Origin of the sequence: Janthinobacterium silvisoli (genome assembly GCF_014200725.1) — a bacterium.
Classification (GTDB): domain Bacteria; phylum Pseudomonadota; class Gammaproteobacteria; order Burkholderiales; family Burkholderiaceae_D; genus Janthinobacterium.
Genome location: NZ_JACHCL010000001.1, coordinates 534,201 through 551,731, shown reverse-complemented (window position 1 = coordinate 551,731; position 17,531 = coordinate 534,201). Strand labels below are relative to the sequence as shown.

Annotated in this window: 10 protein-coding genes; 6 read left to right on the top strand and 4 right to left on the bottom strand. The window is 63.7% G+C overall.

The window, feature by feature from the left end; genetic code table 11:
- Positions 1–122 precede the first annotated feature (122 nt).
- The 4 genes from HDE75_RS02405 (at position 123) to recD (ending at position 12,296) form a co-directional block, all read left to right on the top strand.
- Entirely contained in the window at positions 123–3,182 is a 3,060-nt protein-coding gene (locus HDE75_RS02405; RefSeq protein ID WP_183676394.1) for a CHASE domain-containing protein, read from the top strand.
- Between the two features lie 75 nt (positions 3,183–3,257).
- Positions 3,258–6,680, top strand: coding sequence for an exodeoxyribonuclease V subunit gamma (gene recC / locus HDE75_RS02400; RefSeq protein WP_183676395.1), 3,423 nt, complete (start codon positions 3,258–3,260; stop codon positions 6,678–6,680).
- Positions 6,677–10,342: an exodeoxyribonuclease V subunit beta gene (gene recB, locus HDE75_RS02395; protein ID WP_183676396.1), complete on the top strand. Its 3,666-nt coding sequence runs from the start codon at positions 6,677–6,679 to the stop codon at positions 10,340–10,342. Before recC ends, recB begins: the two co-directional genes overlap by 4 nt.
- Positions 10,332–12,296, top strand: a complete 1,965-nt coding sequence (recD, locus tag HDE75_RS02390) for an exodeoxyribonuclease V subunit alpha (RefSeq protein ID WP_183676397.1) — start codon at positions 10,332–10,334, stop codon at positions 12,294–12,296. The genes recB and recD overlap by 11 nt, the downstream gene beginning before the upstream one ends.
- Positions 12,297–12,300: 4 nt before the next feature.
- On the opposite strand, the gene HDE75_RS02385 is transcribed toward recD, so the two are convergent.
- On the bottom strand, positions 12,301–13,278 hold the full coding sequence (locus HDE75_RS02385) for an alpha/beta hydrolase (protein WP_183676398.1): 978 nt from the start codon (positions 13,276–13,278) through the stop codon (positions 12,301–12,303).
- A gap of 13 nt (positions 13,279–13,291) precedes the next feature.
- Positions 13,292–14,020, bottom strand: coding sequence for an SDR family NAD(P)-dependent oxidoreductase (locus HDE75_RS02380; protein ID WP_183676399.1), 729 nt, complete (start codon positions 14,018–14,020; stop codon positions 13,292–13,294).
- Between the two features lie 105 nt (positions 14,021–14,125).
- Between HDE75_RS02380 and HDE75_RS02375 the strand changes: the two genes are divergently transcribed.
- Positions 14,126–14,494: a winged helix-turn-helix transcriptional regulator gene (locus HDE75_RS02375; RefSeq protein WP_183676400.1), complete on the top strand. Its 369-nt coding sequence runs from the start codon at positions 14,126–14,128 to the stop codon at positions 14,492–14,494.
- 8 nt (positions 14,495–14,502) lie between these two features.
- Here the strand turns inward: HDE75_RS02375 and HDE75_RS02370 are convergent, their stop codons facing one another.
- The gene (locus HDE75_RS02370; RefSeq protein ID WP_183676401.1) at positions 14,503–15,399 is read right to left on the bottom strand and encodes a LysR family transcriptional regulator; all 897 of its coding nucleotides are present in this window, start codon (positions 15,397–15,399) and stop codon (positions 14,503–14,505) included.
- A gap of 115 nt (positions 15,400–15,514) precedes the next feature.
- On the opposite strand from HDE75_RS02370, the gene HDE75_RS02365 reads away from it, so the two are divergent.
- Positions 15,515–16,447, top strand: a complete 933-nt coding sequence (locus HDE75_RS02365) for a DMT family transporter (protein ID WP_183676402.1) — start codon at positions 15,515–15,517, stop codon at positions 16,445–16,447.
- Between the two features lie 91 nt (positions 16,448–16,538).
- On the opposite strand, the gene HDE75_RS02360 is transcribed toward HDE75_RS02365, so the two are convergent.
- Positions 16,539–17,411 carry a serine hydrolase gene (locus tag HDE75_RS02360; RefSeq protein ID WP_183676403.1) on the bottom strand — a complete coding sequence of 291 codons (873 nt, stop codon included), beginning with the start codon at positions 17,409–17,411 and terminating at the stop codon, positions 16,539–16,541.
- Between the last annotated feature and the right edge of the window lie 120 nt (positions 17,412–17,531).

The window sequence follows — 17,531 nt, the reverse complement described above, 5'->3', positions numbered from 1 at the left end:
TTGTCATATTGCATCTTTTTTTCACGGGCAAGCATCTCGCGCACGGGCTTTGATAGTATGCTGGCGTCAGTCAGGCGGGGCTGTGTTCCCGTTACTTGAGGAACCCGAATAAGCGATCGACAATGCATACTCTGAACAGGAGCTGGACGGTATCAGGTTTCAGGATTTGGGCGGGGGGGACGCTGCTGGCGCTGGTGATAGGCGGCGCCTTGTATGCCGATGCGGCGCGCACCGTCAATGACGATGCCTGGCAGCGTTTTGATAATCTGACCCGCGGCGGCCAGCATAGCCTGACGGCGCGCGTGAAGAGTTATGCCGACTTGCTGCATGGCCTGGAGGCGCTGTTCCGTACCAGCGATCCACTGTCGCGCCGGCAATTTCACGACTATGTGGCTGGGCTGGACCTGGTGAATCAGTTTCCCGCCATCGAAGTGATCAACTATGCGCCGGTGGTCACCGCCGGCCAGCGCGCGGCCTTTATCGCCTCCGTGCGGGCCGATACCAGTTTGCATCCCGAAGGCTATCCCGGCTTTACGATACGCCCGGAAGGTGAACGGCCCAGTTACACGGTGCTGACGTATCTGGAGCCCGAGACACTGGTCGCTGAGCGCATGGGCATCGATATTGCCGCCAATCCTCTGGTGGCGCAGTCGCTGATACAGGCGCGCGATAGCGGCCAGGCCAGCGCGTCGGGGCAGGTAATCATGATCAAGGGACCACCCGCGTATGCGGGCCTGGGACTTCGGCTGCCGGTGTACCGCAATGGCATGCCCCTGTCCAGCGAAAGCGAGCGGCGCGCAGCTTACCAGGGATCGGTGGGCATCGGTTTTGGCGTGGCGCAGCTCGTACACAGTGCTTTTCACCAAAGCGCCCTGGAATCGCTGCAACTGACCCTGTACGCTTTTCCGCATGAAGCCCAGCTTGCCCATGTGGCGCCGGACGCCGTGGTCAGCCTCACGCCACAAGACCGTTTGCTGTTCAACAATGGCAAGGATCTGACGCTGGCGCCGCCACAGCCGGGCAGCGACCCTGCCTATTTCGACCAGGTGCTGCCGGTGCAATACCAGGGCGGCATGTGGAAGGCGCATTTCCGCATGCGCAAATCCGATTTATATAGCAACTTCGACCACTATTTCCCCTGGCTGGCGCTGCTGGTCGGCGTGGCGGGTACTTTGCTGGTCTATGGCTATATCTTTACGCTGTACCGCTCGCGCCGCTACGCCATTGCCCAGCGCGCCTTGCTCGATACGGTGCTCGACAGCGTGGATGCCTATGTCTATATGAAGGATGCGGACCTGCGCTACCGCTATGTGAATGCCCGGGCGGCGTTCATGCTGGGGCGTACCCCGGAGCAGGTGATAGGCCGCCATGATGATGAACTGATGAGCAGCGAGGCGGCGCGGGCTGTGCATGGCACCGATCGCCAGCTGTTCGACAGCGGCGTCAAGTTTATCGGCGAAGAACGTTTCGTCGACGCGCAGGGTCAAGTTCATCATTTGTGGAGCGTGAAAGTACCGCTGGGCACGCCCGATGCCGTGACAGGCCTGATCGGTTTGTCCACCGATGTGACGGAGCTGCACCGCCTGAAAGAGCAGGCCGATGCGGCCAGCCAGGCCAAGAGCGACTTTTTGTCGAACATGAGCCATGAGATCCGCACGCCGATGAACAGCATTATCGGCATGGCCCACCTGGCGCTGAAGTCGGTGACCGATCCCCGCCAGCGCGATTATCTGCAAAAAATCTACCACTCGGGCCAGCATCTGCTGGGCCTGATCAACGATATTCTCGATTTTTCCAAGATCGAGGCGGGCAAGCTGGAACTGGAAGTGCTGGACTTCCGGCTCGACACCCTGCTGGCCAATATCGCCAGCCAGCTTGGCGATGCAGCCGCCACGCGCGGCCTGGCCTTCCGTTTCGATATGGCAGAAGGCTTGCCGCAACGCTGGCGCGGCGACCCGCTGCGGCTGGAACAGGTCTTGCTGAACCTGGCCAGCAACGCCATCAAGTTTTCCGAAAACGGCAATATTTTCGTGCGCGTGCGCAAGGCCGACGAGCGCGATAATTCCTGCCTGCTGCGCTTCGAAGTGCAGGACCGGGGGATCGGCATGAGCGAAGACGAAATGGCACAGCTGTTCCGCTCATTTCATCAGGCTGATCCGTCCACCACGCGCAAATATGGTGGCAGTGGCCTGGGATTGGTGATCAGCAAGCAACTTGCTGAATTGATGGACGGCACGGTGGGCGTCGCCAGTCAGCCGGGGCAGGGCAGCACGTTCTGGTTCACGGCACGTCTGGAAAAATACGTTGGCGCGCATGACGACAGCATGGTCGAGGTGGAGCCGGAAGTGCTGGGCGTGATCCGTGGCGCCTCCATCTTGCTGGTGGAAGACAATATCTTCAGCCAGCAAGTAGGCAGCGAATTGCTGGAAGACGCGGGCGCCATCGTCACCATCGCCAACAATGGCATCGAAGCGCTGGAGCTGCTGGCCAGGCAGCGTTATGACTGCGTGCTGATGGATGTGCAAATGCCGGAGATGGATGGCTTCGAGGCCACGCGCCGCATCCGCGCCGACAGGCGCCTGGCTGGCGTGCTGGTGATCGCCATGACAGCCAATGCCGGTAGCGAAGACCGCGCCCGCTGTCTGGAAGCGGGCATGGATGAATTCGTGACCAAGCCGATTGCACCTAATCTGCTATTTCATATGCTGGCGAAATGGCTGCGCCTGCGCGGCGGTATCGGCCATGCCGCGCCATCTGCTGCATCGGCTTCCGCAACCACAGGAAACCAGCAATCATCGCCATCGCTGAACCAGGGCGGCGAATGGCGCGACACGGCCATCCTCGACCTGGCGACACTGGCGCTCACCTTCAGTAACGATCCGGCCAAGATGCGCAAGTACGCCCAGCTTTTTCTCGACACGGCGCGCGACGGCATCGCTGAAATGGAGCAGGCATTGGCGCTGGAAGACCTGGGACGCCTGGCGGACCTGGGCCACCGCAGCAAATCGTCGGCACGCGCGGTGGGGGCGAACGCGTTCGCCGCGCTATGCCTGTCGATCGAAGGCTTGCGCCGCGGCGGCGACTTGCCGCAGGCGCGCGCGCTGGTGGCCGCAATGGCGCCGGCCCTGGCACAGGTGGCCGAACAAATTATGCTGGAATTTGCGCTGTACGATGCGCGTTGAGTGCACGATGGTGCTTGCACAGGCGATAATATGACTTTGTCGCCCTAGTCTCCCCAACGCACTCATCGGAACCGCATGCAAACCAACGTCACGCCCGGCCTGCTCATCTTGCACGGCAACCAGCTGGAACAACTGCGCGCCGCCGTCTTTCAGTGGCTGCGCAGCCATCCGCTGGCGCCGCTCGAGACCGACATCTTCCTGGTGCAGTCGAATGGCGTGGCCGAATGGCTGAAAATCGCACTGGCCGAGGAAATGGGCATCTGTGCCGCCACGCGTATCGCCTTGCCGGCGCGCCTGCTGTGGGAAAGCTACCGGGGCATGCTGGGCCGCGAGCGCGTGCCGCGCGTGTCCCCTTTCGATAAATCGCCGTTGACCTGGCGCCTGATGCGCTTGCTGCCGTCCTTGCTCGACGATGCCGTGTTTGCGCCGCTGCGCTACTTCCTGGCCGATGGCGACGCCGAACGCCGCTTGCAGCTGGCCGAGCGCCTGGCCGACTTGTTCGACCAGTACCAGGTGTACCGCGCCGACTGGCTGGCCGACTGGGCCGCCGGGCGCGACCAGCTGCGCACGGCGCGCAATGACGCCGTTCCGTTGAAAGACGACCAGCGCTGGCAAGCGCAGTTGTGGCGCGCGGTGGCGGCGGATGTGCCGGAGGCTGAGCGCCGCACGGGCCGCGCCGATATTCACGATGCTTTCCTTGCCGCGATTGCCGCTGGCGAGGCGCCAGCCGGCAAGCTGCCGCGCCGGGTGGTGCTGTTTGGCGTCTCGGCCTTGCCATATCAAACCTTGCAGGCGCTGGCCGCGCTGGCGCGCTACACGCAAGTGGTGCTAGCCGTGCCCAATCCCTGCCAGTTTTACTGGGGCGATATCATCGAAGGGCGCGACTTGCTGCGTGCCGCCTATAAACGCCAGCAGCAGCGCAACGGCGCCGACCTGGCGCAGATACCGCTCGAAGAACTGCATGCGCACAGCCATCCGCTGCTGGCAAGCTGGGGCAGGCAAGGGCGTGATTTCATCCGCATGCTCGATGAATTCGATGAAAGCGCGCAAGCGGAAGGGCGCGACGACAGTTTGCGCATCGACCTGTTTGGCGAGGAAATCGGCGAGACTCTGCTGCAGCAGGTGCAGGTCGCCATCCGCGAACTGCGTCCGCTGGCCGAACATGAAAAGCTGCCACCCGCGCCGCAAGACCGCTCGATCGAATTTCACGTGGCGCATAGCGTGCAGCGCGAAGTCGAAGTGCTGCACGACCAGTTGCTGGCCATGTTTGCGCACAGCGCCGAAACGGGCTTGCGCCCGCGCGACGTGGTGGTGATGGTGCCCGATATCGACACTTTTACGGCCGCGATCCACGCCGTGTTCGGCCAGCACCGGCGCACCGATGCGCGTTTCATCCCGTTCGAGATCGGCGACGTGAAGGACCGCAGCGTCAATCCGCTGCTGGTCGCCCTGGAGTGGCTGCTGCATTTGCCGCAGCAGCGCTGCCGCCAGAGCGAAGTGCGCGACCTGCTCGACGTGCCCGCGCTGGCTGCCCGCTTCGGTTTACAGGCCGATGACCTGGCCACCCTGGGCGCCTGGATCGAAGGCGCGGGCGTGCGCTGGGGCCTGGACCAGCAACACCGCAGCGGCCTGGGGCTGGGTGCGGCTGGCGAACAGAATGCGTGGATCTTCGGCTTGCGGCGCATGCTGCTCGGTTATGCCAGCGGCGCCGGCGCCAGCTTCCACGGCATCGAACCGTATGGGGAGGTGGGCGGCCTCGATGCGGCGCTGGCCGGTTCGCTGGCGCAGCTGGTCGAAGCGCTGCTGCACTGGCGCGAGGTGCTGGCCGGCGCGCGCACGCCGGCCGAATGGGGCACCCAGGCGCGCGCGCTGCTGGCGGCGTTTTTCGATGCCGGCGACGAGAGCGACCGCTTGACCCTGGCCCAGCTGGAAGGCGCCTTGCAGGGTTGGCTGGAAACATGCGAGCATGCGGGCTATGTCGAAGCAGTGCCGCTGTCCGTATTGCGCGTGGCCTGGCTGGGCGCGCTCGATGAACCCACCCTGAACCATCAATTTGTATCCGGTGGCGTGACCTTCTGCACCCTGATGCCGATGCGCGCCGTGCCGTTTCGCGTGGTCTGCCTGCTGGGCATGAACGACGGCGACTTTCCGCGCCGCGCGCCGAAAGCTGATTTCGACTTGCTGGCCTTGCCCGGCATGGCTCGCCCTGGCGACCGCTCGCGCCGTGACGATGACCGCTACCTGATGCTCGAAGCCTTGCTGGCCGCACGCGACAAGCTGTACATCAGCTGGGTCGGGCGCAATGTGCGCGACAATGCCGAGCAGCCGCCTTCCGTGCTGGTGTCGCAGCTGCGCGATTACCTTGCGGCCGGCTGGTCTCTGGAGCGCCATCTGCATACGCTGACGACCGAACACGCGCTGCAGCCATTCAGCCGCCGCTATTTTGAAGATGGCGGTTTGCTGACCTATGCCGGGGAATGGCGGGTGGCGCATACGGAAGCGGCGCAGCAGGCGGAGCAACTGCCATTGGGTCCGTATGAACTCGATCCCGATCGTCGTCTGAAACTCAGTGAACTGGCCAGCTTCCTGCGCCAGCCCGTCAAGTATTTCTTCCGCCAGCGCCTCAGCGTCAGTTTCATCGACGCGGCCACTCTGGGTGAAGACGAGGAACCATTCAGCCTGAATGCGCTGGAACGTTATCTGCTGGAAGATACTTTGCTGGACGATGGCGGCGCGGTGGAAGACATTTCCGATGTGCGCACAAGCTTGCAGGCGCGTGCGGACCGGCTGGCGCGCGAAGGCGTGCTGCCGATAGGCCTGATTGGCCAGCAGGTGCAGGCGCAACTGGTCGAAGCGCTGGTGCCTGTGCGCAGCGCCTGGCTTTCCTTGCGCGCCTCGTATCCGCTGGCCGCCGATAAGCGCGCCATCAGCCTGGCCTTCGGTGAAATACGCATTGATGACTGGCTCGACAAGCTGCGCCGCAACGACAGCGGCACGGCCTGGCTGATGCAGATTTCTTCGAAGGTGATGGACAAGCAGGGCCTGGCGCGCGGCGATAAATTGATGCTGATGTGGCTGCGCCAGCTGGCCGCCGCCGCCCTTGGTTTTCCCGTCACCGGCTACCTGGTGGCGCGCGACGCCATCGTCAGCATGGCGCCGCTCGAACAACAAGCCTCGCGCGACGCCCTGGCCACCCTGCTGGCGCTGTGGCGCGAAGGTATGAACCATCCGTTGCCGACGGCCTGCAAGACAGGCCTGGCGCTGGTGCAGCAGGGCGACCCGCGCGCCATCTACGATGGCGGTTTTGAATTGTCTGGCGAGCGCGAGGAGTTGTGCCTGGCCCGTTTGTGGCCCGAGTTTTCGGCGCTGGCGGCCGAGGAAGCGTGGGAAGACTGCACGCGCGAGCTGTATGGCCCGCTGGCCGACTGGCTGCGCGACCATGTCACGCTGGACCCGATTACCGCGCAGGATGAAGGCGCAGGAGAAGAACAACAATGACCAGCCACCTGCTCAATCCCCTGGAGTTTCCGCTGCATGGCTCACGCCTGATCGAAGCGTCGGCCGGTACCGGCAAGACCTGGACCATCGCCGCGCTGTACGTGCGGCTGGTGCTGGGCCATGGCGACGAAAACAGCCGTTTCGTGCGTCCGCTGCTGCCGGCCGACATCCTCGTGATGACGTTTACCCGCGCCGCCACGCGCGAACTGTCGAACCGCGTGCGCGAGCGCCTGATCGAGGCGGCCGCGTACTTCCGCCACGAGTCCGACAGCAGCGACCCCTATCTCGATGCCTTGCTCGCTTCCTACCCCGATGACAGCGAACGCCAGAAGGCGGCGCACCGGCTGATGCTGGCCGCCGAAACGATGGACGAAGCGGCTATTTTTACCATCGACGCCTGGTGCCAGCGCATGCTGCGCGAGCATGCGTTTGACAGTGGCAGCCTGTTCGATGAAGAACTGGTCAGCGACGAGCAGGCCCTGTTCGAGGATGCGGCCCACGATTACTGGCGCCAGCAAGTCTATCCCTTGTCGCCGCCATCCTTGCAGGCGCTGCAGGATTGCTGGCCTGACGTCGAGGCGCTGAAAAAAGGCGTGCGCGAACTGGTGCGCCGCAGCGATATCACGGCCATGGCGCAGGATGAACCGTTGTCCACCCTGATCGCGCGCGAACAGCGCGCGCTGGCAGCGCAGCTGGCGCAGCTGAAACAGGGCTGGACCGAGCGCGCCACGCAGATGGAACAGTGGATACGCACGCACCGGGAAGCGTCGCCCAAGTGTTTTAACGGCGTCAAGATGAAGCCCGACAACGTGGCAAAATGGTTCGATGGCTTGCGCGCCTGGGCGGTCGATCCGCTGTTGCTGCTGCCGAATATCACCGCCAAGGCCTGGGAGCGGCTGACGCCGGCCGGCATCGAAGACGCCTACGCGAAAAACTTTACGGCCGTGGTGCCCGAGTGTTTCGATCACACGGAAGGCTTGGGGCGTGCACTGGCGGCGCTCACGCCGCTGGCGCATGCACTGCACCTGCACGCGGCCGCATCGATAGCGCGGCGCATGCAGCAATTGAAGCGCCAGTCGCGCCAGTTCGGTTTTGCCGACATGCTTGCGCGCCTGCACGATGCACTGGCCGGCGAGAATGGCGCGGCCCTGCGCCAGCGCATCGTCGACCAGTATCCGCTGGCGATGGTCGATGAATTCCAGGATACGGCGCCCAGCCAGTACCAGATTTTCAACCTGCTGTACCGGATCGCCGACAATGCACCGTCCCTGGGCCTGTTCCTGATCGGCGACCCGAAACAGTCCATCTATGGTTTTCGCGGGGCAGATATCCAGAGTTATCTGGCGGCGCGGCGTGCGACCGCTGGCCGCCATTACCAGCTGGGCACCAACTTCCGTTCCACCGCGCCGCTGGTGGCGGCCGTCAACCAGTTATTCCTGCACTCCGAGCGCGAGGAAGTGCCGAAGGGCGCTTTCCGCTACCGTAAAAATGGCGAGAATCCGCTGCCCTTCGAAGCGGTCGGTGCCAAGGGGCGCGCTGAGCGGCTGGTGTCAGTCGACGGCCCGCTGCCTGCCCTGCAAGTGGCGTGCGCTAGCGACGAGTCGCTACGGGGCGACAGCTACCGCGACTACTTTGCGGCACATTGCGCCGAGCATATCGTCGCCATGCTGGGCGATGAACAGGCTGGCTTCGATGGCCCGGATGGGTTCAAGCGATTGCAGCCGGCAGACGTCGCCGTACTGGTGCGCGACCGCAAGGAGGCTGCCGCCATCCGCCGCGCGCTGGCCCGGCGCAGGGTGGCCAGCGTGTATTTGTCCGACAAGGATTCGGTGATCGACAGCGAGGAAGCGGCCGATGTGCTGCGCTGGCTGACGGCGCTGGCCAACCCGCTCGATGGCGGCCTGGCGCGGGCGGCGTTTGCCACGCGTACCATCGGCTTGTCGCTGGGCGAACTGGCGCGGCTGTCGAACGAAGAGCTGGAATGGGAACGCAGGGTTGAGCAACTGAAGTCCTTGCATGTGATCTGGCAGCGCCAGGGTGTGCTGGCCATGCTGCGCCGCTTCATCCACGACCTGCAATTACCCGCCATGCTGCTGCAGCAGACGGGCGGCGAGCGGCGGCTGACGAATCTGCTGCACCTGGCCGAACTGCTGCAGTCGGCCAGCCGCCAGCTCGATGGCGAACAGGCGCTGATACGCTGGCTGGCCGAGCAGATCGCCGGCGAGGGCGAAAGCGGCGACGAACGCGTGCTGCGCCTGGAGAGCGACGCCGAACTGGTGAAAGTCATCACGGTGCACAAATCCAAGGGACTGGAATACCCGCTCGTGTACCTGCCGTTTGCCGTCACGGCGCGCAAGGTCGACAAGCGCAACCGAAGTTTCGTCGAGTATGCCGATGCCGACGGCGAGCGCCATATCGACCTGTCGCTGTCGGACGAAGCCATGGCTGCGGTGGAAGAAGCGCGCATCGAGGAAGACTTGCGCCTGCTGTACGTGGCGCTGACGCGGGCGCGCCATTTTCTTTGGCTGGGCGTGGCCGCGCTGGCGGCCCGCAAGGCAGGTGAAAACACCTTGCATGAATCGGCGCTCGGCTACTTGCTGACGGGCGGAGACAAGCTGCCGGCCGAGCATTTGTTGACGCGCTGGCAGCAGCTGCGCGGCGATTGCGAGGCGATTGCGATTGCCAGCCTGGCGCAGCCAGACGCCGTCACCGTGCTGGCGCGTAAAGAGCTGCGCCCCGAATTGAAGGAAGCGCCGCAGTTTACGGGCAGCTTCGAGCGTGACTGGACGGTGGGCAGTTTTACCTCGCTGACGCGCCAGATCGGCGCCGTGGCGGCTGTGCACGTGCCGCAGCGGGCGCAGGAAGAGACCTTGCTCGAAGATGGTACGGGTGCCTCCGTATTATCGCCAACGCCGCAAGCACAGCAAACCCAGGACACGCCGTGGCACCGTTTTCCGCGTGGTTCCATGCCCGGCAATTTCCTGCATGAGCAGCTGGAATGGATGGGCGGCGAGGGTTTTGACTGCGTCCACGAGAGCAATTTCGATATGCGCCTGGCTGCGCGCTGCGAGCGGGCAGGCTGGGGCCATCGCCAGGAAGACGCCATCGCCTGGTTGCGCGAGGTGGCGCTTACGCCGCTGCCGCTGCTGGACACCTCTTTGTCTGAACTGGACAGCACCTTGTCCGAGATGGAGTTCTGGTTCCCCAGCGAGCATTTATCCACCGATGCCCTCGATAGCTTGTGCACGGACTTGCTGCTCGATGGCGCGCCGCGTCCCATAATGCCAAAACGCCAGCTGCACGGCATGCTGAAAGGCTTTGCCGACCTGGTGATCGAACGCGATGGCCGCTACTGGGTGCTCGATTACAAATCGAATGCGCTGGGCGTCAACGACGCGGCCTATCACACGCAGGCGCTGGCGGCTGGCATGGCGCAGCACCGCTACGATATCCAGGGCGCCCTCTATATGCTGGCCTTGCACCGGCTGTTGCGCAGCCGCCTGGGGGACAGCTACGACCCTCAGGAACATCTGGGCGGCGCCATCTTTTTATTTTTGCGCGGTATCGCCAATACGGAAACACGGGGCTGCTACTGGCTGGCGCCGCAAGCTGAATTGCTGGATGGCCTCGATCAATTGCTGGAAGAAACCCATGAAGCATGATGCGGCGCTGGACGCCTTGTTTTCCTATTTTGATGCGCTCGCCGAAGCGGGCCATATGCGCCGCTTGAGCGCGGCGTTTGCCCGCTTTATCGCCAGCCTTGAGCAAGACGCCCCAGATGCAGCAGCGCTAGGCGTGGCTTGCATGGTGCTGTCCGAGCTGGAGGGGCGCGGACATAGCTGTCTGATGCTCGACGAGCTGGCCGATGGACCATCGCAGCTGATGGGCTGGCAGGAAGATCTGTGGCAAGCCTTGCTGGCTATTTCCGGCCCGCTGCCCGAGACGCTTGAGGCCTGGCACGCGCTGCTGGCGCGCGCACCGCAAGTATGGCCGGTAAGGACAGGTGACTCGCAGCAGCCGCTGGTGCTCGATGGCGCGCGCCTGTATTTGCGCCGTTACTGGCGCGATGAAACCCTGGTTGGTGAGCGCATCGCCGAGCGTGCCCGTATCACCGTGGCCCCGCCTTTGGAGCAGGTGCGCCACTGGCTCGATATCCTGTTCGACCAGCCCACGCCCGACGGCGGCCCGGACTGGCAAAAGACGGCGTGCGCGATCGCCATGCGCGGCAAGGTGGCCATCATCACGGGCGGGCCGGGTACGGGCAAGACGTACACGGTGGCCAGTTTGCTGACCTTGCTGTTCGCCGTCTCGCCGCAGCCCGAGCAGCTACGCATCGCGCTGGCTGCGCCTACCGGCAAGGCGGCGGCGCGCTTGAAGCAGTCGATAGACAAGGCCTTGGCGGGGCTGGCGGCGAAGACCGGCGACAGCTTGCCGCTGCTGGAACTGGCCAGGCGCATGGGCGCCGCGCGCACCTTGCATAGCCTGCTCGGCGCGCGGCCCGATACGCGCGCTTTCCAGCATCACGCGGGCAATCCGCTCGATGTCGATGTGCTCATCGTCGATGAAGCGTCGATGGTGCATCTGGAAATGATGGCATCCTTGCTCGATGCCTTGCCATCGACCGCCATGCTGATACTGCTGGGCGACAAGGACCAGCTGGCGTCGGTGGAGGCGGGCGCCGTATTGGGCGACCTGTGCCACGATGCGCAGGCGGGCAGCTATACCGCAGGCACCATCGCTTATGTGCAGGCGGCCGGCGGCGTGCAGATCCCCGCGCAGTTTGCAGGTAGCGCCGGCCCGCTGGCGCAGCAGACAGTGATGCTGCGCCACAGCCACCGTTTCAGCGGCCCTATCGGTGAACTGGCGCTGGCCGTCAATGCGGGCCAGCCACGGCTGGCGCAGCAATGGCTGACCGGTGACAGCGATGGAAAAGTGGCGTGGATCGCTGCGGCGCAGCCGGACGATGTGCTGCGCCTGGCCTTGCGCGGGCGTGCCGATGCGCCGGGCGGTTATCAGCCTTACCTGGCGCTGGTCAATGCCGGTGCGGATGGCGAACACACACAGCATGACGACTGGGTGCGCAAGGTGCTGCACAGCTTTGAAGCGTTCCGTATCCTGTGCGCCGTGCGCGAAGGCGAGTGGGGCGTGGCTGGCTTGAATGCGGCCATTGAGCTGCGGCTGGAAAAAGAAGGGCTGATACGCCGCAGCGAATGGTATGTGGGGCGGCCCGTGATGGTCACGCGTAATGACTACGCCACCGGCGTCTTCAATGGCGACATCGGCCTGACCTTGCGCGACCCGGCCCGGCCTGGGTCCTTGCGCGTGTATTTCCTCGAAGGCGATACGGTGCGTAGCGTGCTGGCGACCCGCTTGCGCCACGTGGAAACGGCGTTCGCCATGACCGTGCATAAATCGCAGGGCTCGGAATTTCGCCACACGGTGCTGGTGCTACCGCAGGAAGGCGGCGCCATGCTGGCGCGTGAGCTGGTCTATACCGGCATCACGCGCGCCCGCGATTTCTTCACACTGGTATCGCCCACGCAGGCCGTGCTGTTCGACGCCATCCTGCGCCGCACCCAGCGCGCCAGCGGCTTGCGTGGGCTGATCGGGGCCTAGCGCGTCAGTCCTCAGGCGTTGGCGCCAGCAGCCTGCTCAGCGCCGCCGCCAGGTCGGCATGGTATTGCGTGGCCACGGCACTGTCCACGAAATCAAAGCCGTGGATGGCGCCCGGGTAGACATGCGTTTCCACCGGTACGCCGGCGCGCGACAGGCGCAGCGCATAGGCCACGTCTTCCTCGAGAAACAGGTCGAGCGCGCCGACGGCGATGAAGGTGGGCGGCAGCGCGGTCAGGCTTTGGGCGAGGGCTGGCGCAAAATACGGCTGCCATGCTTCGTCGACCTTTTCACCCCGCAAGGCCGACCAGGCAAACTGGTTGTGGCTGGCCGTCCAGACGAATTCACCGGTGGTCGGGTTCTGTACGGGCGCGTCGACGCCGCCTGTCCTGGGATCGAGCATCGGGTAAATCAGTACCTGGCCAGCCAGCCGATATTGGCCACGGTCGCGCGCCAGCAGCGCGAGCATCGCCGCCAGGCCGCCGCCCGCGCTCTCGCCCATGACGATGATACGGGCTGGATCGATGCCCAGTTCCTGCGCATGCTTGACCAGCCAGGCCAGCGCCGCATATGCATCGTGCAAGGGCGCGGGAAACGGCGACTCGGGAGCAAGCCGGTACTGCACGCTGAGCACCAGCGCCTGATGCTGCTGCGCCATGGCCTGGTTCGCCTTTGAAAACATGTCGGGCGTGCCGGAAATAAAACCGCTCGCATGCAGGAACAAGATGGCTGGCAGGGGCTGATCCACGGCCTGCTGCGGGCGATGGATCAGCAGCCGCAGCTGCTTGCCACCCGGGCCGCCTGTGATCATGCGCTCTTCATGGGGTGTGTCGGCCGCCTGTGCGCTGGCAGGGAAGAGCTGCGCCAGGCTGGCGCGGTATTGCGTGATGCCTTGCCGGGCTGGATCGAACGCGGCGAACGCCTGCGCGAGCGGGCGCGCGGCCGGGTCGACCATGGGCAGGGTACTCCGTGTAGTATTGTTCATAGCGTCGCTCCCATCAGGCGGTCATGCCGCCATCGACGCACAGCTCCACGCCGGCTACGAAGCTGCTGTCGTCACTGGCCAGGAACAGGGCGGCGGCGGCCACTTCGTCGGCGCGGCCCAGGCGTTTCAGGGGGATTTTATCGGTCAGGAAGCGCCGCACCTCTGCGCTCGCATTGTCGAACATCGGCGTGTCGGTGGGGCCGGGGCTGAGGGTATTGACGCGGATGCCGAGGCCGGCCAGTTCATGCGTCCAGGTGCGCGCATACGAACGCACGGCCGCCTTGGTGGCTGAATATGTGCCATAGCCAGGGTTGCCGATATTGCCGGCGATCGACCCCACCAAAACGATGGCGCCGCCGCTACCCATTTGCAGGACGGCCCGCTGCACCGTCAGCACCATGCCGCGTACGTTCAGGTCGAAAGCCTGGTCGAAGTGTTCCTCGGTGGTGCCGTCCAGGGTGGCAAATTCCGATACGCCCGACGAGGTGACGAGGATGTCGAGCTGCTTTCCAGTTTGCCTGACGATCTCGAACAGGCGGTCAAGGTCGCCGCTGCTGGTGACGTCGCCCTGGACGGCGGTTGCGCGCTTGCCGATCAGGGCGACGGCTGTATCGAGCTGCGCCTGGCGCCGGCCTGTAATAAATACATGGGCGCCTTCGTCGGCAAAACGTTGGGCGATGGCCAGGCCGATGCCGCTGCTGCCTCCGGTAACGATGGCGGTTTTTCCTTCAAGTTTCAACATGGCGCATTCCTTGGTGTGGGGGGGGGGAATGGTTCATGATACATTTCGTATATCTGGTGTCAATTACGCACCAACTATGAATCAGATATACGAAAGGAAACCGCGATGGCTTCGAATGTCGCTATGAATCTCGCTGAAATCAGCAGCACGCGGCCCGTGCTGGAGCAGGTTGCCAACAAGTGGTCGGTACTGATTTTGACCGTGCTGTGCTCGGAACCGTCGCGCTTCAACGCGATCAAGCGGCGGCTGGACCCGATCACGCACAAGGCGCTGACGGAGGCCTTGCGCCGCCTGGAAAGAAATGGACTGGTGCACCGGCGCGTCATCCCCACCTCGCAAGTGGCCGTGGTGTATTCGATCACGCCGCTGGGGCGTACCTTGCAGGAGCCATTCGTGGCGCTGGTGGCGTGGGCTGCAGCGCATGGCGGCAGCATCGAACAGGCGCAAGAGGCTTTCGATGCGCGGCCGCTATAGCTGCTTTGTCAGCGCCCAGGCGCCAGGGTTGGCGCCACCAGTCTTGCCACCTCCAGGAAGGCATTCGTGGCGGGCGTGTTCTGGCGCCGGTCGCGTACGGCCAGGCCGACCTTGCGGCTGACGGGCGGGTCGAGCGGCACGGCGACCAGGTCGGGATACTGCTGCTGCAGGCGCTGGGGCAGGGCCAGTTCGGCCACGATGGACAGGCCATCGCCGCGGTTGACCATGTCGAGGATGGTGATGATCTGGCTGATATGGTAGGGCACTTGCGGCTGCAGCCCGGCGTTGGCAAACAGCGGCTCGATCAGGACCGCGCAACCGGCTTCGGACATGATGAACGGCCCTTCGCATAGCTGGACCAGGGTGATGGCGGGCAGTTGCGCCAGCGGATGGCTGCGCGGTACCAGCGCCATCATCTGGTCTTCCACCAGCGGCACGGTGTCGTAGCGCTCGTCGGGCAGCACCACGAAACCCACGTCGACGCGGCGCTCGCGTATCCACTGCAGCACTTCATGGTCGCCGCCCTCGTCGATGCGCAGGACGATACCCGGATAGCGGTGGCGAAACTCCCTCAGAATGGCCGGCAGCAAATTCAATGAGGCGGTCGGGCCGAAGGAGCCGATGCGCAGGGAGCCCTGGTGCTGGCCCAGCACGTCGGCCGCTTCCTGGCGCATCGCTTCGGACAAGCCCAGGATTTCACGCGCGCGCAGCAGCAGCTGGCAGCCCACTTCCGTCAGTTCGGCCGAGGCCTGGTGGCGCACGATCAAGTCCACCCCCATTTCCTTTTCCAGCGCTTTCAAGGCGTGCGAGACGGCCGACTGGCTGATACCCAGCCGTGCGGCGGCGGCCGAGAAACCGTGCAGCTCGGCCACCAGGGTAAAAATTTCCAGTTGCGTGAAGGTCATGGTGTTTACGTATATGAGTAAATACTCATTATTTCATGAGTTGATATTAGTATTAATATATAGATTGACAGCCCGCCGCGCAAGCGGCATGACAGATTGCATCACAGGAAAACCTATGCGTTCCAGCACCGTAACACCGGCTACACTTTCCGCCGCGCCAGCATCGCTGGTATATATCAAACTGATTTTCGTTGCCCTGTTCTGGGGCGGTACTTTTATTGCCGGCCGCGTGCTGGCGCAGCAAATGCCGCCGATGACCGCCGCCAGCGGACGCTTCAGCGTGGCCGTGGTATTGCTGTTGCTGCTGGCCTGGAAATTCGAAGGCGGCTTGCCGCGCCTGGACCGCAAGCAAGTGTTGACGACGGCGGCGCTCGGCTTGACGGGTTTCTTCCTGTACAACCTGTTTTTCCTGGCCGCCCTGGCGCGCATGCCGGCCGGCCGCACGGCGCTGTTCGTGGCCCTCAATCCCATCGTCACGGCGCTGGCTTCGGCAGTACTGCTGCGCGAGCGCCTGGGTTCCATCAAATGGCTGGGCATCGTGCTGGCGTTCTGCGGCACGGCCATCGTGATCACGCATGGCGACCTGGCCGGCTTGCTGCATGGCACGGGTGGCGGTATCGGCGCCGGTGAAGTCTTCATGTTTTGCGGTATTTCCAGCTGGGCCGCCTACACCCTGATCGGGCGCGTGGCATTGAAGGGGCTCTCGCCTGTAGCTGCCACTACCTACGCTGCCATGTGGGGCCTGGCTTTCTTGCTGGTGGGCGCGGCGTTTGAATTTCCCACCGTGCCATGGCGCAGCTTCGGCTGGCAAGTGTGGGCCTCCATCGCCTACATGGGGCTGTTCGGCACGGTGATCGGTTTTGTCTGGTACTACGAAGGGGTAAAAGCGCTGGGGCCGTCGCGCACGGCAGTATTCAACAACCTGGTGCCCGTGTTCGGGATCTTGCTGGCGGCAGCCTTGCTGGGCGAACCGGTACTGGTATCGATGCTGGTGGGTGGGGCGGTGACGATAGCGGGGGTGGTGCTGACGAACCGGAAGGTAATGTAAAGCTGGGGTCAGTCGCTCCACGATCGAAGTGCCTCCCATTGGGAGGCACTTCCCCGGCGGGTCTGACCCCATTTTTGATGCTACTTAAAGATTACTGTGCGTGGCGGCGTTTATGTACTTTGGCTTTTTTATGACGGGTGGCCGAAGCGCGCATCACCTTCGGTTCCGCTTCGCCGTTTTCGATCGCCAGCATGCGGCGCACGTTGACGGCGTCCATCGAGCGCACGGAATTGGCGCGCGCGTTGAGCAGGATCATGGTGGCGAACTTGCCGGCCGATTTCAAGCGCATGATCAGGCAGCGGCCCGCTTCATTCGTAAAACCGGTTTTCGACAGGCCGATATCCCAGCCCTTGGCGCCTACCAGGCGGTTGGTGTTGTGGTATTCCACATCGCGGCCCTTGATCTGGATCACGTCTTTCTGATCGGTGGTGATGCGGCTGATGTCCGGGTAGTGCGAAGCGGCCACCGCCATCTTGACCAGGTCCGACGCCGTCGACTGGTTGTTTGGGGACAAGCCGGTTGGCTCTTCCATCACGGTCTGTTGCATGCCCAGCGCCTTGATCTTGGCGTTCACTGCCACGGAAAACGCCGTCAGGCCACCCGGATAGTTGCGCGCCAGTGCTGCGGCGGCGCGGTTATCGGACGACATCAGCGCCAGTTGCAGCACGTCGTGGCGGCTCAGCGTGGCGCCCACGGGGACGCGCGAGGTACTGTGTTTCAGCATATCGACATCCTCCCGGTCGATGCTGATTTCTTCCTTCATGTTCGGCTTGGAATCGAGCACGACCATCGCTGTCATCAGCTTGGTCAGCGAGGCGATCGGCACAACCATGTTGGCGTTTTTTTCAAGTAAGACTTTACCCGTGCCATCTTCGACCACCAGTACGGACTGGGAACCGAAAGGCACGGCGATGGCCGCTGTGGATAGCGTCATCAGCACCGTGGCGATAATTTTTTTGAGCATGGGATCGTATTTGGAAAAGCAGTTTTGGGGCGCCACCAGGGGCGCTGCGCACAATACCGCGACATACGCCTGCCGCAGCGCAGCATATGTCTTCGGGGCAATAGTTGCCAAGCGTAGACG

Coding starts and splice junctions, on each gene's coding strand:
- HDE75_RS02405 (WP_183676394.1), top strand. CDS start 123: ATGCATACTCTGAACAGGAGCTGGACGGTATCAGGTTTCAGGATTTGG.
- recC (WP_183676395.1), top strand. CDS start 3,258: ATGCAAACCAACGTCACGCCCGGCCTGCTCATCTTGCACGGCAACCAG.
- recB (WP_183676396.1), top strand. CDS start 6,677: ATGACCAGCCACCTGCTCAATCCCCTGGAGTTTCCGCTGCATGGCTCA.
- recD (WP_183676397.1), top strand. CDS start 10,332: ATGAAGCATGATGCGGCGCTGGACGCCTTGTTTTCCTATTTTGATGCG.
- HDE75_RS02385 (WP_183676398.1), bottom strand. CDS start 13,278: ATGAACAATACTACACGGAGTACCCTGCCCATGGTCGACCCGGCCGCG.
- HDE75_RS02380 (WP_183676399.1), bottom strand. CDS start 14,020: ATGTTGAAACTTGAAGGAAAAACCGCCATCGTTACCGGAGGCAGCAGC.
- HDE75_RS02375 (WP_183676400.1), top strand. CDS start 14,126: ATGGCTTCGAATGTCGCTATGAATCTCGCTGAAATCAGCAGCACGCGG.
- HDE75_RS02370 (WP_183676401.1), bottom strand. CDS start 15,399: ATGACCTTCACGCAACTGGAAATTTTTACCCTGGTGGCCGAGCTGCAC.
- HDE75_RS02365 (WP_183676402.1), top strand. CDS start 15,515: ATGCGTTCCAGCACCGTAACACCGGCTACACTTTCCGCCGCGCCAGCA.
- HDE75_RS02360 (WP_183676403.1), bottom strand. CDS start 17,411: ATGCTCAAAAAAATTATCGCCACGGTGCTGATGACGCTATCCACAGCG.